General features: G+C 70.8%; 14 protein-coding genes. 5 read left to right on the forward strand and 9 right to left on the reverse strand.

The window, feature by feature from the left end; translation table 11 throughout:
- Positions 1 to 126 precede the first annotated feature (126 nt).
- Both P3G67_RS16855 and P3G67_RS16860 read left to right on the forward strand, forming a co-directional pair.
- The gene (locus P3G67_RS16855; RefSeq protein WP_276094216.1) at positions 127 to 1953 is read left to right on the forward strand and encodes an acyl-CoA dehydrogenase; all 1827 of its coding nucleotides are present in this window, start codon (positions 127 to 129) and stop codon (positions 1951 to 1953) included.
- A gap of 75 nt (positions 1954 to 2028) precedes the next feature.
- Positions 2029 to 3309, forward strand: coding sequence for a M18 family aminopeptidase (locus tag P3G67_RS16860; protein WP_276094217.1), 1281 nt, complete (start codon positions 2029 to 2031; stop codon positions 3307 to 3309).
- Between the two features lie 170 nt (positions 3310 to 3479).
- On the opposite strand, the gene P3G67_RS16865 is transcribed toward P3G67_RS16860, so the two are convergent.
- From P3G67_RS16865 to P3G67_RS16875, 3 genes are all read right to left on the reverse strand, one after another.
- Positions 3480 to 5327, reverse strand: a complete 1848-nt coding sequence (locus P3G67_RS16865; protein ID WP_276094218.1) for an NHL domain-containing thioredoxin family protein — start codon at positions 5325 to 5327, stop codon at positions 3480 to 3482.
- 278 nt (positions 5328 to 5605) lie between these two features.
- A complete protein-coding gene (locus P3G67_RS16870; protein ID WP_276094219.1) occupies positions 5606 to 6424 on the reverse strand; it encodes an SGNH/GDSL hydrolase family protein in 819 nt (272 codons plus the stop codon).
- A 164-nt stretch (positions 6425 to 6588) separates the two neighbouring features.
- Positions 6589 to 7386 carry a carbon-nitrogen family hydrolase gene (locus P3G67_RS16875; RefSeq protein WP_276094220.1) on the reverse strand — a complete coding sequence of 266 codons (798 nt, stop codon included), beginning with the start codon at positions 7384 to 7386 and terminating at the stop codon, positions 6589 to 6591.
- A gap of 176 nt (positions 7387 to 7562) precedes the next feature.
- On the opposite strand from P3G67_RS16875, the gene P3G67_RS16880 reads away from it, so the two are divergent.
- Entirely contained in the window at positions 7563 to 8387 is an 825-nt protein-coding gene (locus P3G67_RS16880; protein WP_276094221.1) for a maleylpyruvate isomerase family mycothiol-dependent enzyme, read from the forward strand.
- 30 nt (positions 8388 to 8417) lie between these two features.
- Here the strand turns inward: P3G67_RS16880 and P3G67_RS16885 are convergent, their stop codons facing one another.
- From P3G67_RS16885 to pdhA, 5 genes are all read right to left on the reverse strand, one after another.
- Positions 8418 to 9743 carry an MFS transporter gene (locus P3G67_RS16885; protein WP_276094222.1) on the reverse strand — a complete coding sequence of 442 codons (1326 nt, stop codon included), beginning with the start codon at positions 9741 to 9743 and terminating at the stop codon, positions 8418 to 8420.
- Entirely contained in the window at positions 9740 to 10393 is a 654-nt protein-coding gene (locus P3G67_RS16890; protein ID WP_269855330.1) for a GntR family transcriptional regulator, read from the reverse strand. The genes P3G67_RS16885 and P3G67_RS16890 overlap by 4 nt, the downstream gene beginning before the upstream one ends.
- Before the next feature lie 127 nt (positions 10394 to 10520).
- Positions 10521 to 11879: a dihydrolipoamide acetyltransferase family protein gene (locus P3G67_RS16895; RefSeq protein WP_276094284.1), complete on the reverse strand. Its 1359-nt coding sequence runs from the start codon at positions 11877 to 11879 to the stop codon at positions 10521 to 10523.
- A gap of 57 nt (positions 11880 to 11936) precedes the next feature.
- Entirely contained in the window at positions 11937 to 12920 is a 984-nt protein-coding gene (locus tag P3G67_RS16900; protein WP_391858275.1) for an alpha-ketoacid dehydrogenase subunit beta, read from the reverse strand.
- A complete protein-coding gene (gene pdhA / locus P3G67_RS16905) occupies positions 12917 to 14065 on the reverse strand; it encodes a pyruvate dehydrogenase (acetyl-transferring) E1 component subunit alpha (RefSeq protein ID WP_269855332.1) in 1149 nt (382 codons plus the stop codon). Before pdhA ends, P3G67_RS16900 begins: the two co-directional genes overlap by 4 nt.
- A gap of 309 nt (positions 14066 to 14374) precedes the next feature.
- Here pdhA and P3G67_RS16910 point away from each other — a divergent pair, with 309 nt between their 5' ends.
- Entirely contained in the window at positions 14375 to 15052 is a 678-nt protein-coding gene (locus P3G67_RS16910) for a response regulator (RefSeq protein ID WP_269855333.1), read from the forward strand.
- Between the two features lie 165 nt (positions 15053 to 15217).
- Positions 15218 to 16282, forward strand: coding sequence for a phosphotransferase (locus tag P3G67_RS16915; protein ID WP_269855334.1), 1065 nt, complete (start codon positions 15218 to 15220; stop codon positions 16280 to 16282).
- Between the two features lie 20 nt (positions 16283 to 16302).
- Here P3G67_RS16915 and P3G67_RS16920 read toward each other — a convergent pair whose 3' ends face one another.
- Positions 16303 to 17973, reverse strand: a complete 1671-nt coding sequence (locus tag P3G67_RS16920) for a protein kinase domain-containing protein (protein WP_276094223.1) — start codon at positions 17971 to 17973, stop codon at positions 16303 to 16305.
- Positions 17974 to 18116 lie beyond the last annotated feature (143 nt).

The following is an 18116-nucleotide window of genomic DNA, read 5'->3' on the forward strand; positions in this document are numbered from 1 at the left end:
GTCACACTTCGGCGGTAGGGGCTTGCTTCTTATTACCGACGGGTAGCATCATCGTGAACTACTAATCAGTAGATGTGCGAGGCATGTCCTCAGGCGTGTCCTCACGAACAGACGGAGCCTTTCGTCATGGGCCACTACAAGTCGAACCTGCGCGACATCGAGTTCAACCTGTTCGAGGTGCTCGGCCGGGACACGGTCTACGGCACCGGTCCGTTCGCCGACATGGACGTGGACACCGCCAAGGACATCCTTGCCGAGATCGCCCGTCTGTCGGAGAACGAGCTCGCCGAGTCCTTCGCGGCCGCCGACCGCAACCCGCCGGTCTTCGACCCGGAGACCAACACCGCGCCGGTCCCGGACAGCTTCAAGAAGAGCTTCTCCGCCTACATGGACGCCGAGTGGTGGCGCCTGGGTATCCCGGAGGCCATCGGCGGCACCACCGCGCCGCGCTCGCTGCTGTGGGGCTTCGCCGAGACCATCCTGGGCTCCAACCCGGCCGTGTGGATGTACGCGTCCGGTCCGGCCTTCGCCGGTGTGCTCTACGAGGAGGGCACCGAGGAGCAGCACAAGATCGCGCAGCGGATGACCGACAAGCTGTGGGGCTCCACCATGGTGCTCACCGAGCCGGACGCCGGTTCGGACGTGGGCGCCGGGCGCACCAAGGCCGTGCAGCAGGAGGACGGCTCCTGGCACATCGAGGGTGTGAAGCGCTTCATCACCTCCGGTGAGCACGACATGGCCGAGAACATCATCCACTTCGTGCTGGCCCGCCCCGAGGGCCACGGTCCGGGCACCAAGGGCCTGTCGCTGTTCATCGTGCCGAAGTACGACTTCGACTGGGAGACCGGCGAACTCGGCGAGCGCAACGGCGTCTACGCCACCAACGTCGAGCACAAGATGGGCCTGAAGGCCTCCAACACCTGCGAGATGACGTTCGGCGCCAACCACCCGGCCAAGGGCTGGCTGCTCGGCGAGAAGCACGACGGCATCCGCCAGATGTTCAAGATCATCGAGTTCGCGCGGATGATGGTCGGCACGAAGGCCATCGCCACCCTGTCCACCGGCTACCTCAACGCCCTTGAGTACGCCAAGGAGCGCGTCCAGGGCGCCGACCTGGCGCAGTTCATGGACAAGACCGCGCCGCGCGTCACCATCACCCACCACCCCGACGTGCGCCGCTCGCTGATGACGCAGAAGGCGTACGCCGAGGGCATGCGCGCCCTGGTGCTCTACACCGCCAGCGTGCAGGACGAGATCCTGGTCAAGGAGGCCGCGGGCGAGGACGCCTCCGCCTCGCACCGGCTGAACGACCTGCTGCTGCCGATCGTCAAGGGCTACGGCTCGGAGAAGTCCTACGAGCAGCTGGCGCAGTCGCTGCAGACCCTGGGCGGCTCCGGCTACCTCCAGGAGTACCCGATCGAGCAGTACATCCGGGACTCCAAGATCGACACCCTCTACGAGGGCACCACCGCCATCCAGGGCCAGGACTTCTTCTTCCGGAAGATCGTCCGCGACCAGGGCCAGGCGCTCACCACCGTGTCCGAGGAGATCAAGCGGTTCCTCGGCGCCGAGACCGGCGGTGCCGAGCTGTCCGCCGCCCGTGCGGCGCTGGCCAAGGCCGCGGTGGACCTGGAGGCGATCGTCGGCCAGATGCTGACCGACCTCGCGGGCACCGAGCAGGACGTCAAGTCGATCTACAAGGTCGGCCTGAACACCACCCGCCTGCTGATGGCCTCCGGCGACGTCATCGTCGGCTACCTGCTGCTCAAGGGCGCGGCCGTCGCCGTCGAGAAGCTGGCCACCGCCAACGAGAAGGACAAGGCCTTCTACCTCGGCAAGGTCGCCGCGGCGAAGTTCTTCGCGGAGAACGTGCTGCCGGGCGTGGGCATGCAGCGCCAGCTCGCCGAGTCGGTCACCAACGAGCTGATGGAGCTGCCGGAAGAGGCCTTCTGAGCTGCTCGGTCAAGTGATCCGGCGGCCCGCCACCAGCACGGTGGCGGGCCGCCGCCCGCTTCTATGCTGGTGCGCATGACCCCTCATTTTGACCGCGCCCACACCGACGACCTGATCGCGTTCATCGCCGCGAGCCCGTCCCCGTACCACGCGGTGGCCAGCGCGGCCGAGCGGCTGGAGAAGGCCGGGTTCCGGCGGGTCGAGGAGACGGAGGCGTGGGACGGCTCGTCCGGGGGCAAGTACGTGCTGCGCGGCGGCGCCATCGTCGCCTGGTACGTGCCGGAGGGAGCGGGGCCGCAGACCCCGTTCCGGATCGTCGGCGCGCACACCGACTCGCCCAACCTGCGGGTCAAGCCGCGCCCGGACAGCGGGGCGTACGGCTGGCGGCAGGTCGCCGTGGAGATCTACGGCGGCCCCCTGCTCAACTCCTGGCTCGACCGCGACCTCGGGCTCGCGGGCCGCCTGGCCCTGCGGGACGGCACGACCCGGCTGGTGAACGTGGACCGTCCGCTGCTGCGGGTGCCGCAACTGGCCATCCACCTGGACCGGCAGGTCAACGAGGGCATGACGCTGGACCGGCAGCGGCACATGCAGCCGATCTGGGGTCTGGGCGGCGCGGACGAGGGCGCACTGATCGGATTCCTGGCCCAGGAGGCCGGAGTCGACGCCTCCGACGTCGTCGGCTGGGACCTGATGACGCACGACGTACAGCCGCCCAGCTACCTCGGGCGGGACCGCGAACTGCTGGCCGCGCCGCGGATGGACAACCTGCTGTCAGTGCACGCGGCCACCGCGGCGCTGACCGCCGTGGCGGGCGAAACGCTGCCGTACATCCCGGTGTTGGCCGCCTTCGACCACGAGGAGAACGGCAGCCAGGCCGACACCGGCGCCCAGGGCCCGCTGCTCGGCACGGTGTTGGAGCGCTCGGTCTTCGCCCGCGGCGGCTCCTACGAGGACCGGGCACGCGCCTTCGCCGGAACCGTCTGCCTGTCCTCCGACACCGGCCACGCCGTGCACCCCAACTACCCGGAGCGGCACGACCCCGGCCACCTGCCGCTGCCCAACGGCGGCCCGATCCTGAAGGTCAACGTCAACCAGCGGTACGCCACCGACGGCACCGGCCGCGGCATCTTCGTCGCCGCCTGCGAGCGCGCGGGCGTGCCGTGGCAGTCCTTCGTCTCCAACAACGCGATGCCGTGCGGCACCACCATCGGCCCGATCACCGCGGCCCGGCACGGCATCACCACGGTCGACATCGGCGTGGCGATCCTGTCCATGCACTCGGCCCGCGAACTGTGCGGCGCCCGGGACCCCTACCTGCTCGCCTCCACCCTGAAGGCGTTCCTGGAGGGCTAGCCCTTTACCGCCCGGGCGGTCGCCGAGACAGTCGGCGACCGCCTCACGGCGGTGCGGACGGTCGCGAAGCGAACTCCGCCTCCAGCGCGGCCAGCCGACGCCGCAGCTCCTCGGTCTCGCTCACGGGAGTAGCTCGACCGAATTACCTTGCACGCAGCGGAATCCGATGATCACGCATCGTTCTCGTCCATCCCGGCCAGTACCAGCGGCAGCCTGGTCGCGCCGTCCTGCGTGAGCCTGACCGGAACCCCCCAGTCCTGTTGATGGACATGGCAGGCTGGGTACTCGTTGCCGGGATCGTCGTCGCAGGAGGCGGCCATGGCGGAGACGTGCAGCACGCCCTCGCCGACGCCCGGGTCGAGGGTGAGGTCGCGGTACAGGTCGGTGCCCTGACCCGCACCGGAGGCGATCAACTCCGACGGGGTGGAGCCGACCAGCAGCCGGGTGGCGGGACCGTACCGCTCGTCGAGCTTCTGGCCGGTGGGCGCGGTGAAGACGACGTCCAACCGGAGCCGCCCGGGCGCCACTTCGGTCGCGGGCCGCTGGGTACGGTGCGCGGCGGCGGCCACCCGTACCGCCTCCTCGGGCAGCCGCAGCCGGGTCAACCGGTGCCGGGCCGACTCGACCACGACCACGTCGCCGTCCACCACGACCGCGTCCGACGGCTCGCGCAGGTCCGTCGCGAGCGTGCTGACCTCGTCGCTCACCGGGTCATAGCGGCGCAGCGCGTGGTTGTACGTGTCGCTGACCGCCACCGAACCGTCCGGCAGCGCGGTGACGCCCAACGGGTGCTGGAGCAGGGCCTGTTCGGCGGCGCCGTCGCGGTGGCCGAAGTCGAACAGGCCGGTGCCGACCGCGGTCCCGACCGTGTAGCCGTCCCCGTCGCCCTTGGCCACGTACCGCAGCGCAGAGGTCTCGGAGTCGGCGACCCAGAGCCGGTCCTGCGTCGCCGCCAGCCCGGACGGCTGCGCGAACCACGCCTCGTCGGCCGGGCCGTCGACCAGCCCCTCGTTGGTGGTACCGGCGGCGACGGACACGGTCCCGGTGGCCGGGTCGTACGCCCACAGCTGGTGCACGCCCGCCATCGCGATCCACACCCGGCCGTCGAACCACGCCACGTCCCACGGCGAGGACAGGTCGACCTCGCGCGCCGGGCCGCTGGTCGGCGACCCCTGCCACCACTGCCGGCCGGTACCGGCCAGGGTGCGCACCGCGCCGCTGGTCAGATCGACCTCGCGCAGCGCGTGGTTGACGGTGTCGGCGACCACGACCGCGGTACCGCCCGGCAGCAGCGCGAGGCCCTGCGGTTCGCTGAACCGGGCCTGCTCGGCCGGGCCGTCGGCGAACCCGCGCTCACCGGACCCGATCCGCCGCACCACGGTCTCGCCGTCGGCCGCCAGCTCGACCAGTGCGTGCCGGGTCGAGTCGGAGACCAGGAGGTTGCCGTTCGGCAGCGAGAGCGCCTTGCCGGGGAAGCGCAGCACGGTCGGCTCCGGCTCCGGAGGGACGTACGGGCCGTCACCGCGGCGCAGTGTGCCCTTGGCGGCGTGCTCCGCCTCCAGTTCCTCGACCAGCTTCTCGATGGCGTGTGCATGCCCCTCACCGGCGTGCTGGGCGACCACGTACCCCTCGGGGTCGATCACCACCAGCGTCGGCCAGGCCCGTACCGCGAACTGCTTCCAGGTGGCCAGCTCGGGGTCGTCCAGCACCGGGTGGTGCACCCCGTACCGCTCGACCGCGTCGACCACCGCGGCGTGCTCCGCCTCGTGCACGAACTTCGGCGAGTGCACCCCGACGATCACCACCGTGTCGCGGTGCCGCTCCTCCAGCTCGCGCAGCTCGTCCAGGACGTGCAGGCAGTTGATGCAGCAGAACGTCCAGAAGTCCAGGATGACGATGGATCCGCGCAGGTCGGCGAGGGACAGCTGCTTCCCGCCGGTGTTCAGCCAGCCACCCTTGCCGATCAGCTCGGGGGCACGGACACGGGCACGGCGCGGTGCGGGCGAGGCGTCGGTCATGGGATCAAGGGTGCCATCCGGCTCGCGAGCTTCCAGCCCGGCCCGGCTGTGAGCACCACCACGGGGAGGCCCCACCCGGCGCCACGGGGGCACAGCGCACGGACGGGGGGCCGTTCAGCGGTTTCGCGAGCATCCCGCGCGGCGGGGCGCTCCTCCGTGCGGAACCTACCGGCCGTCTCGGCGGGCACAGGCGCGGTGTGGCCGAGGAGGCGTTCATGCCGCCAAAGGTGCCGTCCTCCGGTAACCGCCCGGGACGGAGACCCGGCGGTGCCCGGCGCTCACTGGCCGGCCGCCGCCAACACCCGTTCCGCCATGGCGCGTTCGCCCAGTGCGTTGGGGTGGAAGGGGACGGTCGGACTGGTGGGGATCAGGCCCTCGGTCCAGCGCAGGCCGCCAGGACGGCAGATGTCGTGCTGGGCGCTGACCGGGTGGTTGTCGACGAAGACGGCGCCGTTCGCCCGGGCGGTGCGGCGGAGCATCGCGTTCATCTTCTTCTCGAAGGCGTCCAGGTACGCCAGGTCACCGTTGCCGAACAGCTCACGCGGGCGGCAGCCGTGGTGGTCCAGCGGGGTCAGCCGCAGATAGCCGACGAGCAGCACGCGGGCGTGCGGGGCCAGCCGGTGGACGGTGCGCAGCGCGCCCGCGATCTTCGGTTTCGTGGCGGCGACGCGCTCGTCGAGTTCGTCGGTCCCGGTACGGGTGTACGCGGCGCGGCAGTAGGCGCCGTCGGGGTGGAACAGCCCGAGTGCCGTGCATTTCATGATGATTCCGGCGAAGCCGACGTCGTTGGCACCGATGGTGAGAGTGACCAGGGTGGTCCGGCTGGACAGCGCGCGGAACTGGCCGCCGAGGTCGGCGGTGGTGGCGCCGCTGCACGTGACGTCGGCGAAGCCGGCCGTGCGCAGGCGGGCGGCGACCAGGGCGGGGTAGTTGTGGTCGGATCGCGCACAGCGGGCGTCGACCTGGTTGGGGACCCCGGGCGCGGCCGCGGCGGAGTCACCGAGGGCCACGTACCGCACGGCGTGCGGCGCGGTCCTCGCGCCGCACAACGCGAGGACGGCCACTACGACGGCGGTCAGGGCTCTGGCGCGGTACATGGCGACTCCCCGGCTGGCGTGCACTACCGGATGCGATGATCCGATCACCTGACGTACGGGTGCGTCAGGCACGCCCACAGGGACGGTCACCGGGACCCGATTGCCGTAGCGTCGGCGAGCAGACCCGGGGGCTGTACGCGGGGGACATCCGCGGCGCCGGAGCGCTACGGCTTGGGCAAGCCCAGGACCCGGTCGCGCAGGGCGGGGAACTCCGCCCGCGTCTTCTCGACCCGGGACGGGTCGAGGTCGACGGTGAGGACCTCCTCGCCGGTGCCCGCTTCGGCGAGGACCTCGCCCCACGGGTCGACCACCACGCTGCGCCCGGCCTGCTGGACCCCCGCGTGCGTGCCCGCCGTCCCGCAGGCCAGTACGTACGCCTGGGACTCCACCGCGCGGGCGCGCGCCAGCAGTGACCAGTGCGCGCCGCGGCGCTCGGGCCACCCCGCGCAGATCACCAGCAACTGCGCCCCCGCGTCCACCAGCAGCCGGAACTGCTCGGGGAACCGCAGGTCGTAGCAGGTGGCCAGGCCGATGGTGGTCTGCGGCCCGGACAGCCGCGCGGTGACGATCTCGTCGCCCGCGGCCATCATCGCCGCCTCGCCCTGGTCGAAACCGAACCGGTGGATCTTCCGGTAGAAACGGTGCAGTTGACCGTCCGGCGCGAAGAGCAGCGAGGTGTTGTAAAGGGGCCCGTCAGCGGCGCTCCGCTCGACGATCGACCCGGCGTGCAACCAGACGCGCGCCGCCCGCGCCGCCGCGCCCAACTCCCGCGCGGTCGGACCGTCCAACGGCTCTGCGTACGTCGCGAAGTCCTGGTACGCGAACGCGCCCACCGGCCACAGCTCGGGCAGAACCACCAGGTCAGCGCCCGCCTGTTCACGTACGAGAGCGGCCACCCTGGAGCGCCGGTCCGCGACCTGCTCGTCGGGCCGTACATCGATCTGCAGGAGCGAAGCGCGCACCGTACCACCGCCCAAGAGTTCGCCGCGTCAACGCGGGCCTACCATCGTCACACGAAAGCACTGCCATGGTGCCAGCGCACAGCGTAATTTGGGCGCACGTCACCATTAAGCACGCCAGCGCGAAACCATCCAGTACAGAACAAGCCACGACCGCACCGATCCGCTCGAGGGGCACCGTGACCGTCCACAGCAAGCTCCAGCCCTCCATCGACGCCTGGACCCACTCAATAGAGGCGATATCGGAGTTGGTCTCGCCGCTCGCCGAGGGAGAGTGGAACCGGCCCACAGAGTGCCCAGGCTGGTCGGTGAGGGACATCGTCTCGCATGTGATCGGGCTTGAGTGCGAGGCGATGGGCGACCCGCGTCCCATCCACTCGCTGCCGCGCGACCTCTTCCACGTCACCGACGAGTTCAGCCGGTACATGGAGGTGCAGGTGGACGTACGGCGCTGCCACACCGGACCGGAGATGACCGCGGAGCTGGAGTACACGATCATCCGCCGGTCCCGGCAGCTGCGGAACGAGAACCGCGACCCGGAGACCACGGTGCGCGGCCCGATGGGCGCGGAGCGCACGCTGGAACTGTCCCTGCGCATGCGGGCATTCGATGTGTGGGTGCACGAGCAGGACATCCGCCGGGCGCTCGGCAGGCCCGGCAACCTGGACTCGCCGGGCGCCGCGCTCACCCGGGACTTCCTGCTGCCGCAGCTGCCGAAGGTGGTCGCCAAGACGGCCGCCGCGCCCGCCGGTTCGACGGTGGTGTTCGACGTGCACGGCCCGGTCGAGTTCATGCGCACGGTACGGGTGGACGCCGAGGGCACCGGCACCATCGACGGCAGTGTGTCGCTGGGGCCGACGGTGACGCTGGCGATGGACTGGGAGACGTTCGTGCGGCTGACCTGCGGGCGGGTGCGGCCGGAGGGGGTCGCGGACCGGGTCAAGGTCGAGGGCGACCAGGAGCTGGCGGACGCGGTGCTGGCCGCCCTCGCCGTGACGCCCTGAGCCGTGACGACTTGAGCCGTCGTGCCGGGGTCAGGCGGTGGCCTCGGCGGTGTGCACCGCCTCCACCCGGCTCACGGTGATCGTCTCGCGCTCGCGCCGCGCCGCCTGCCCGCGCAGCCGCAGGATCTGGCTGACACCGAGCGCCTGCACGACGAAGACGCTGCTGAGCGCGACGGTGAAGTTGTCACCGGTCGCGTCCAGCAGTACGCCGACCGCCAGCAGCACGATCATCGAGGCGGTGAAGCCACCCATGTTGACGACGCCGGAGGCGGTGCCGAACCGCTCCGGCGGGTTGGCCGGACGGGCGAAGTCGAAGCCGATCATCGAGGCCGGGCCGCTGGCGCCGAGCACCGCGCACAACGTGATCAGCAACCACAGCGGCGCGTGCGGCGTGGGCCAGGCCAGTACCGCGGCCCAACTGGCCGCGGTCACCGCCACCGTGCCCAGCGCGAGCGGCATCCGCGCGCCGTGGTGGCGGGCGATGATCTGGCCGAAGACCATGCCGAACACCATGTTCGACAGCACGACCAGGGTCAGCAGTGAGCCGGCGGCGCCTCGGGACAGCCCCTGGCCCTCGACCAGGAACGGCATGCCCCACAGCAGCAGGAAGACCATCGCGGAGAACTGGGTGGTGAAGTGCACCCACAGGCCCAGCCTGGTGCCGGGTTCCCGCCAGGCGTCGGTGAGTTGACGCCGTACCGCACCGCGCGGGCGCGGACCGCTGGGTAGGGGTTCATACCCCTCGGGGTGGTCCTTCATGAACAGCACGATCAGTACCAGGACGAGGGCGCCGCCGAGCGCCGTACCCACGAAGGTCGGGGTCCAGCCCGCGGAGTGCAGCAGCCGGGCCAGCAGGATGGTGCTGACCAGGTTGCCCGCCATGCCGAAGAGGGCGGCGCCCTGGGCTATCAGCGGTCCGCGCCGGGCGGGGAACCAGCGGGAGCCCAGCCGCAGCACGCTGATGAACGTCATCGCGTCCCCGCAGCCGAGCACCGCGCGGGAGCCCAGCGCCATCGCGTACGAGTGGCTGAGCGCGAAGCCGAGTTGGCCCGCGGTGAGCAGGACGACCCCGACGGTCAGCACCTTCTTGGTCCCGAACCGGTCCACCAGCATGCCGACGGGTATCTGCATCCCGGCGTAGACCAGCACCTGGAGTATGGAGAACGTGGACAGCTCAGAGGCGCTGATGTGGAACCTGGCCGCCGCGTCGATCCCGGCCACGCCGAGGCTGGAGCGGTGTACGACGGCGATGAAGTAGACGAGGACGCCAAGGCCCCAGACCGCGCAGGCGCGCGGCCCGCCGGGTGGATCGCCGGGCAGCCGCAGCCGGCTTCGGCCCGTGTCGAGCGCACTCATGCTTCCCCCCTGACGATGGCCTTGACCCGGCTGACGTGCTGCCGCACCACGGCGGCGGCCCGTTCGCCGTCGCCCGCGCGCAACGCGGCGAGTATTTCCGCGTGTTCCTCGATGTTCTTGGCGATCCGGTCCGGTTCGGCGTGCATCACGGCCACACCCATCCGCAACTGGCGGTCGCGCAACTGGTCGTAGAGCTGGGAGAGGATCTCGTTGCCCGCCGCCCGGACGATCGTGGCGTGGAAGCAGCGGTCGGTGGCCGCGGCGGCGGCCAGGTCACCGGTCTTCCGGTGCTCCTCGTGCTCGTCCAGCAACTCCTCAAGCCGGTTCAGGAGTTGAAGGGGGGCGGGCACGACCTTGCGCACCGCGTGCTCCTCGACCAGCAGCCGGGTCTCCACCACATCGGCGATCTCCTGGGCGGAGACCGGCAGCACCAGCGCGCCCTTCTTCGGGTAGAGCTTGATCAGCCCCTCCGCCTCAAGCCGCAGCAGCCCCTCGCGCACCGGAGTGCGCGACACCCCTACCGCCTCGGCGAGATCGCCCTCGGTGAGGAGCGTGCCGCCTTCGTAGGAGCGGTCGAGCACGGCGCGTTTGACGTGTGCGTAGACCCGCTCGGCGGCGGGCGGCTGCTTGGTGGAAGTGGCGGCATTCATGATGCGCACAGCATAGATACAACAGGTATGCACGAGAAACGTGTGTCCGGGATACGGACCGGTCATAAAGCGAACGCGCGGGATCCGAACGCGTCGTGTGCGTTCGGATCCCGCGCGGAAACGGCCGCTACGCCCAGGTGATCAGGCGCTTCGGGTACTCCAGGATGGCCGCGGTGTCGCCGAGCACCTTGGAGCCGAGTTCGCCGTCGACCAGGCGGTGGTCGAAGGAGAGCGCCAGGGTGGTGACCTGGCGGGGCTTGACCTTGCCCTTGTGGACCCAGGGCTGGTCCTTGACCGCGCCGAAGGCGAGGATCGCGGACTCACCGGGGTTCAGGATGGGCGTGCCGGTGTCGACGCCGAAGACGCCGACGTTGGTGATGGTGACCGTACCGCCCTGCATGTCGGCGGGGGCGGTCTTGCCCTCGCGGGCGGTGGCCACCAACTCGCCCAGAGCGCGGGCGAGTTCGGGGAGCGTCTTGGCGTGGGCGTCCTTGATGTTGGGGACGATCAGGCCGCGCGGAGTGGCCGCGGCGATGCCGAGGTTCACATACCCCTTGTGCACGATCTCCTGGTTCGCCTCGTCCCAGGAGGCGTTGATCTCCGGGTTGCGCTTGATGGCGACCAGCAGCGCCTTCGCCACCAGCAGCAGCGGGCTGACCTTGAGCCCGGCGAACGCCGGATCGGTCTTCAGCTCCTGCACCAGCCGCATGGTGCGGGTGATGTCGAAGGTGACGAACTCGGTGACGTGCGGCGCCGTGAAGGCACTGGCCACCATCGCCTGTGCGGTCGCCTTGCGAACTCCCTTGATCGGCACGCGAGTTTCACGTGTTTCACGTGAAACGGCGGCCGGTGCGGTGGGAGCGACGGGCGCCACCTGCTCGACGGGTGCCGCCGCGGGGGCGGCCGCCGCCTGGACGTCGTCGCGGGTGATGGTCCCGTCCGGGCCGGTGGGAACCACCGTGGCCAGATCGACGCCGAGGTCCTTGGCCAGCTTGCGCACCGGCGGCTTGGCCAGCGGCCGTGGCGTCTCGTCCGTCAGCGGCGGCTCCGGAACGGCGGCCCCGTGCCCGTTGAGCACCGGCTGCTGGGGCGCCGCCGCGGGGGCGGCCGGGGTGGCGGACGCCTTGCGGGGGCGGCGCTTGGTCGAGGACTCGGCGACCCCGTAACCCACCAGTACCGCCTGCCGCTTCGGCGGCTCCGGGGCGGCGGGCGCCTCCGGCTCGGCCGCCGCGGAGGCGGGCTCCGCCGACTCGGCGGGGGCGCCGGGGTTGGTGTCGACGGTGATGATGGACGTACCCACGTCCACCGTCGCACCCTCGTCGAAGCGGATCGCGGAGACCACCCCGTCGAAGGGGATGGGGAGTTCGACGGCCGCCTTGGCCGTCTCCACCTCACAGACGACCTGCCCGTCGGAGACGGTGTCCCCAACGGCCACGTACCACTTGAGGATTTCGGCCTCGGTGAGTCCCTCGCCCACGTCGGGCATCTTGAACTCGCGGAAGCGCTGCGCGGTCTCGGTCACGGTCACTGCTCTCCTCGGCTCTCAGAAGGCCAGTGCGCGGTCGACGGAGTCGAGCACCCGGTCCAGGTTCGGCAGGTAGTCCTCTTCCAGCCTGGCCGGCGGGTACGGGGCGTGGAAACCGCCCACCCGCAGCACCGGCGCTTCGAGGTGGTAGAAGCAGCGCTCGGTGATCCGGGCCGCGATCTCGGCGCCCGTGCCCAGGAAGACCGGTGCCTCGTGCACCACCACCAGTCGCCGGGTCTTCTCCACCGAGGCCTGAAGGGTGTCGAAGTCGATGGGCGACATCGACCGAAGGTCCACCACCTCCAGGCTGCGGCCCTCCTCCTCGGCCACAGCGGCGGCCTCAAGGCAGGTCTTCACCATCGGACCGTAGGCGGCCAGCGTCAGATCGGTGCCCTCGCGGACGACCCGCGCCCGGTGCAGCGGCGCGGGCACCGCGGCGGTGTCGACCTCGCCCTTGTCCCAGTAGCGGCGCTTGGGCTCGAAGAAGATGACCGGGTCGTCGCACTCGATGGCCTGCCGCATCATCCAGTACGCGTCCGACGGGGTCGCCGGCGAGACCACCTTCAGCCCCGGGACGTGCGCGAACAGCGCCTCCGGCGACTCGCTGTGGTGCTCCACCGCGCCGATGCCACCGCCGTACGGAATGCGGATGACGACCGGCAGCTTCACCTTGCCGAGCGCGCGGGCGTGCATCTTCGCCAGCTGGGTGACGATCTGGTCGTACGCGGGGAAGACGAAACCGTCGAACTGGATCTCCGCGACCGGGCGGTAGCCGCGCAGCGCCAGGCCGATCGCGGTGCCGATGATGCCCGACTCGGCGAGCGGGGTGTCGATCACCCGCTCCTCGCCGAAGTCCTTCTGCAGTCCGTCGGTGACCCGGAAGACACCGCCGAGCTTGCCCACGTCCTCGCCCATCACGAGGACCTTGGGGTCGGTCTCCAGGGAGGTGCGCAGCGATTCGTTGATCGCCTTGGCGATCGTCATGGACTTCGGCGACGTCATCGCGCAGCCCCTTCCTCGGAACCCTCGAACGAGGCCTGGTATGCAGCGAATTGTGCGCGCTCCTCGTCCACCAGCGCATGCCCGTCCGCGTAGATGTTGTCGAAGATCGCCATTGGGTCCGGATTGGGCATGGCGCGTACCCCTTCACGCACCCGCTTGGCGAGCGCGTCGCTCTCCGCGTCGACCTCGGCGAAGAACGCGTCATCCGCGATGCCCTCGTTGGCCAGGTAGGTCTTCAGCCGGGCGATCGGGTCCTTGGCCGCCCACTCCGCGGTCTCCTCGTCCAGCCGGTAGCGGGTGGCGTCGTCGGAGGTGGTGTGCGCGCCCATCCGGTAGGTGAACGCCTCGACCAGCATCGGCCCCTCGCCGGAGCGGGCGTGCTCCAGTGCCGCCCGGGTCACCGCGAGCACCGCGAGCACGTCGTTGCCGTCCACCCGCACGCCCGGGAAGCCGAATCCGGCCGACCGCTGGTAGATCGGCACCCGGCTCTGCCGCTCGGTGGGCTCGGAGATCGCCCACTGGTTGTTCTGGCAGAAGAACACCACGGGAGCGTTGTAGACCGCCGCGAAGGTGAACGCCTCGGCCACGTCACCCTGGCTGGAGGCGCCATCGCCGAAATAGGCGATGACCGCGGAGTCCGCCCCGTCCTTGGCCACGCCCATGGCGTAACCGGTGGCGTGCAGGGCCTGCGAGCCGATGACGATCGTGTACAGGTGGAAGTTGTTCTGGTTCGGGTCCCAGCCGCCGTTGTTGACCCCGCGGAACATGCCGAGCAGGTTCAGCGGGTCGACGCCACGGGTCCAGGCGACACCGTGCTCACGGTAGGTGGGGAAGACGTAGTCGTCCGGGCGGGTGGCCCGACCGGAGCCGATCTGGGCGGCCTCCTGGCCCAGCAGCGAGGCCCACAGGCCCAGCTCGCCCTGGCGTTGCAGCGTGACCGCCTCGCCGTCGAAGCGCCGGGTGAGCACCATGTCGCGGTACAGGCCGCGCAGCTCCTCCGGGGTCAGGTCGATGGAGTACTCGCTGTGTTCGACGCGTTCACCTTCGGGGGTCAGAAGCTGTACGAGTTCGGGCTTGCGCCCGGCTCCCCCTCGACGCTTCGCGCCACCGCGGCTGCTGCGCGCGGCAGTGCTCTTCACGCTCACGTCTGCTCCTCCGTCTGTCCGGCCCCCGGGGTCCGCCGGGAACCAGTGCGGGCTCACCCGACTCGGCGCGGCGCACGGGGTGTGTGCGGCGGGCCGTGCCAGGAGTGACTTCTGTCCCCGGCTGACGGCCTGCAAAAAGCACGTTACCCACTACTCCCGCAAATGCGCGAAGGGGCATCTACCTGCGGTTTTGCTTGGATTTCCTAGTAACTGGCGATTCCGGCAGGCCACCGGGACAACGGCACGCTATCTCGCGGATCGAAACTGCGTAAGAGGTCAGCAGATCCAATTGTGTGCGAGGCTGGTTTGGTGCCTTATGAAGGAAAAATCACGGTATTCCTGGTTGACGACCACGAAGTAGTACGCCGTGGTGTCCATGAGTTGCTCTCCGTAGAGGATGACATCGAAGTGGTGGGCGAGGCGGGCACCGCAGCGGACGCGCTCGTCCGCATCCCGGCCACCCGGCCGGACGTCGCGGTGCTCGACGTGCGGCTGCCGGACGGCAGCGGGGTGGAGGTCTGCCGTGAGGTGCGCTCCGCGCATCCGGAGATCAAGTGCCTGATGCTCACCTCTTTCGCGGACGACGAGGCGCTTTTCGACGCGATCATGGCGGGTGCCGCCGGTTACGTCCTCAAGGCGATCCGCGGCACCGATCTGCTCACCGCGGTACGGGACGTGGCGGCCGGCCGGTCGCTGCTGGACCCGGTGGCCACCGCCCGGGTGCTGGAGCGGCTGCGGCGCGGTGACGACAGGGGTGACGCGCGGCTGGAGAACCTCACCGACCGGGAGCGCAGGATCCTCGACCTGATCGGCGAGGGCCTCACCAACCGGCAGATAGGCGAACGGCTGCACCTGGCCGAGAAGACCGTGAAGAACTACGTCTCCTCGCTGCTCGCCAAGCTCGGCATGGAACGCCGCACCCAGGCGGCCGCCTATGTGGCCCGCATGCGGACCGGAGATCGTCAGACCGGACCCGATCCGTCATAACTCAGGTGAGCACGGCTCCGCGCAATTGTATCGTTCGGGGAACGTACGGAAGCGTCGCGGCGACCGCCGCCACCTGCGCTTTGAGCCGTGCGCCCGGCTTCGGCACCGCTCGGGAGCGGTCTCGCGGATACACCACGTGATCTGCGGTGATCTACCATTCGCCGGGTGCCCCCTCCTAGCCCGGCGACGGCGCCGCCGCCAACCGACCACACGCTGGGAGCACTGCTCCGCCGCTACGACGGTGCCGGGACGCCGCTGTCCTGCGAGCCGGTGGCACAGGGTCTGCTCAACCGGGGCTACCAGCTCGCCACCACCCGCGGCCGGTTCTTCCTCAAGCACTATCTGCACGATCCGGACCGGGGCACCGACCGCGACACCGCCGACCCCGCCACCATCGCCCGCCAGCACCGCGCCACCCTGCGGCTCGGCGCCCTCGGGCTGCCGGTCGCGGCGCCGCTGGCCGACGCCGAGGGCCGCACGGTGGCGGTCATCGGAGGCCGCCCGTACGCGCTGTACCCCTGGGTCGAGGGACGGCACCGGGCGGGCACGGAGCTGACCGAACGGCAGTGCCGCCACCTGGGCGCGCTGCTCGGCCTGGTGCACACCGCGCTGGCCCGGGTGCTGCCCGACGACGCCGCCCACCCGGCCGCGCACTCGTCCGCGGTGCCCGAGGACACCTACGCGCTCATCGACGAACTACTGCGGCTGGCCCGCGAACGGCGGCCACGCGACTCCTTCGACGAACTGGCCGAGCACCGCCTCCTGGAGCGCCGGGCGCTGCTCGAACGGCACGCCCACCGCCGTCCCGCCGACGCCACCACCCGGGTCACCGGCTGGGTGCACGGCGACTTCCATCCGCTCAACCTGCTCTACCAGGGCGCGGAACCGGCCGCGATCGTCGACTGGGACCGCCTCGGCGTCCAGCCGCGGGCGGAGGAGGCGGTACGGGCCGCGGTGATCTTCTTCGTCCGGGACTGCGACGGCACCCTCGACCTGGCCAAGGTGCGCGAGTACGCCCACGCCTACCAGGCGGCCGCCGAGGTGCCCGTGGCGGAGCTGGCGGCGGCCGTGCACCGGGTGTGGTGGGAGCGGCTGAACGACTTCTGGATGCTGCGCTGGCGCTACCAGCGGCAGGACTTCAGGGCCGATCCGCTGTTCCCGGCCGCGGCCGGGCTGGCGGTGTGGTGGACCCGCGAGTACGAGGCCGTACTCGCGGCGTTCACCGGTTGAGCGGCGGCACCGGGCGGGGCTCAGCCGATGGTGCCCTGGATGGCGCCCTGGGCGCTGCCCTGGGTACCGCTGGACTGACCGTCCGTTGAGCCCTGCGTGGTGCCGGAGCTGGTGCCGCTGGTCGTGCCGCCCTTGCCGCCGGAGCCACTGGTCGTCCCGCTGTTGGCGCCGCCCTGCGAGGTGCCGGCGTTCGCGCCGCCATCGGACGTTCCCGGCGAGGACGGCGGCGGCGAGGAGGGCGGCGGCGAGGACGGAGGCTCCGAGCTGGGCTGACGGCTGTGCGTCGGATAGCTCGGCTCGCCCGTCGTGTTGTCGCCGCCCTGCCCGCTGCTGGTGTCCACGCTGGGCGAGTCGCTCGGCGAGGTGCTGTCGCTGGGCGAGTCGCTCGGGCTGACGCTCTGCGACGTGCTCGGCGCGGGGCTGTGGTCGTTGGTCGTGCCGCCCTTGTTGCCCTGGTGGCTGGCGCTGACCGCGATGAACACGCCCAGGCTGATCGCCAGGATGGCGGCAAGCACCAGCAGCACCGTGTTGCGGCCGCGGTGGCCGCCGCCGTTGCGGCCGTCCCGGCCGCCGTTGCCGTGGCCGCCGTAGTCGCCGGTGCCGCCGCCACCGGGCGGGCCCATCAGCAACGGCGGACCGAGCTCGGCGGTGTGCCCCGCCTGCGCGTGCGGCATCACGGTGGTGGCCGCGGCCCCGGCGGCGGGCGCCGAGGAGGCCGAGTGGTCGACGTAGCCGGTGTCCCAGGCGCCGGTCCAGCCGCCCTGCTCATGGAGCATGCGCAGGGCGTACTGCACCAGCCCGTGCATCTCCTCGGCGCTCTGGAAGCGGTCGTCGGGGTTCTTGGCGAGCGCCCGCAGCACCATGCCGTCCAGCTCGGGCGGCACCCGGTCGTTGACGTCCGAGGGGATCCGCGGGTCGTCCTGGACGTGCTGGTAGACCACCGACAGCGGGGTCTCACCGGTGAACGGCGGGCGCAGCGTCAGCAGCTCGTAGAGCAGGCAGCCGGTCGCGTACAGGTCCGAGCGGTGGTCGACGGCCTTGCCCAGCGCCTGTTCGGGCGAGAGGTACTGCGGGGTGCCCATGACCATGCCGGTCTGGGTCATGGTGGTGGAGGCGCCGTGCAGCGCCCGGGCGATGCCGAAGTCCATCACCTTGACCGCGCCCGTGTGGGTGATGATCACGTTCGCGGGCTTGATGTCACGGTGCACGATGCCGTGCTGGTGGCTGTAGGCGAGCGCTTCGAGCACCCCGGAGACGATGATCAACGCCTGGTCGACCGGTGGCGCCTCGGAGTTGATCAGCAGGTCGCGGATGGTGCGGCCCTCGCACAGCTCCATGACGATGTACGGGACAACGTTGTTGCCGACCCGGTCCTCGCCGGAGTCGTACACCGCGACGACGGCGTGGTGGTTGAGCCCGGCGACCGACTGTGCCTCCCGGGTGAACCGGGCCTTGGAGACCGGGTCCTCCGCGAGGTCGCTGCGGAGCAGCTTCACCGCCACCGTACGGCCCAGCCGCACGTCCTCGGCCGCGAAGACCTCGGCCATGCCGCCGCGTCCCAGGCGTCGGGTGAGCCGGTACCGGCCGTCACCCATGAACCCGTTCGCGCCCCACAGCTCCGGTGTGTCGTACGCCTCGGCGCCGAGGGCCGAGGACTCCTCGGGGTCGCCCGAGGGCTGCGTCTGGTCCATCAGTCCTCGCCGTCGCTCATCGCCTCGTACAGGTGCTGCATACTCGGGTGGACCTACGTGGTCCGAAGATGAACGCTACCGCCTTCCCGGTGAACCATGGGACGCGTCACTCGGGACAAGCCCGTCCGTACCGCCCTCACCTG

This window comes from Streptomyces silvisoli (assembly GCF_029269905.1).
GTDB classification, from domain to species: Bacteria; Actinomycetota; Actinomycetes; order Streptomycetales; family Streptomycetaceae; genus Streptantibioticus_A; species Streptantibioticus_A silvisoli_A.

Excerpts from the sequence above, each read along its gene's own strand:
- P3G67_RS16855 (WP_276094216.1), top strand. The coding sequence starts at position 127 with ATGGGCCACTACAAGTCGAACCTGCGCGACATCGAGTTCAACCTGTTC.
- P3G67_RS16860 (WP_276094217.1), top strand. The coding sequence starts at position 2,029 with ATGACCCCTCATTTTGACCGCGCCCACACCGACGACCTGATCGCGTTC.
- P3G67_RS16865 (WP_276094218.1), bottom strand. The coding sequence starts at position 5,327 with ATGACCGACGCCTCGCCCGCACCGCGCCGTGCCCGTGTCCGTGCCCCC.
- P3G67_RS16870 (WP_276094219.1), bottom strand. The coding sequence starts at position 6,424 with ATGTACCGCGCCAGAGCCCTGACCGCCGTCGTAGTGGCCGTCCTCGCG.
- P3G67_RS16885 (WP_276094222.1), bottom strand. The coding sequence starts at position 9,743 with ATGAGTGCGCTCGACACGGGCCGAAGCCGGCTGCGGCTGCCCGGCGAT.
- P3G67_RS16890 (WP_269855330.1), bottom strand. The coding sequence starts at position 10,393 with ATGAATGCCGCCACTTCCACCAAGCAGCCGCCCGCCGCCGAGCGGGTC.
- P3G67_RS16895 (WP_276094284.1), bottom strand. The coding sequence starts at position 11,879 with ATGCCCGACGTGGGCGAGGGACTCACCGAGGCCGAAATCCTCAAGTGG.
- P3G67_RS16900 (WP_391858275.1), bottom strand. The coding sequence starts at position 12,920 with ATGACGTCGCCGAAGTCCATGACGATCGCCAAGGCGATCAACGAATCG.
- P3G67_RS16920 (WP_276094223.1), bottom strand. The coding sequence starts at position 17,973 with ATGGACCAGACGCAGCCCTCGGGCGACCCCGAGGAGTCCTCGGCCCTC.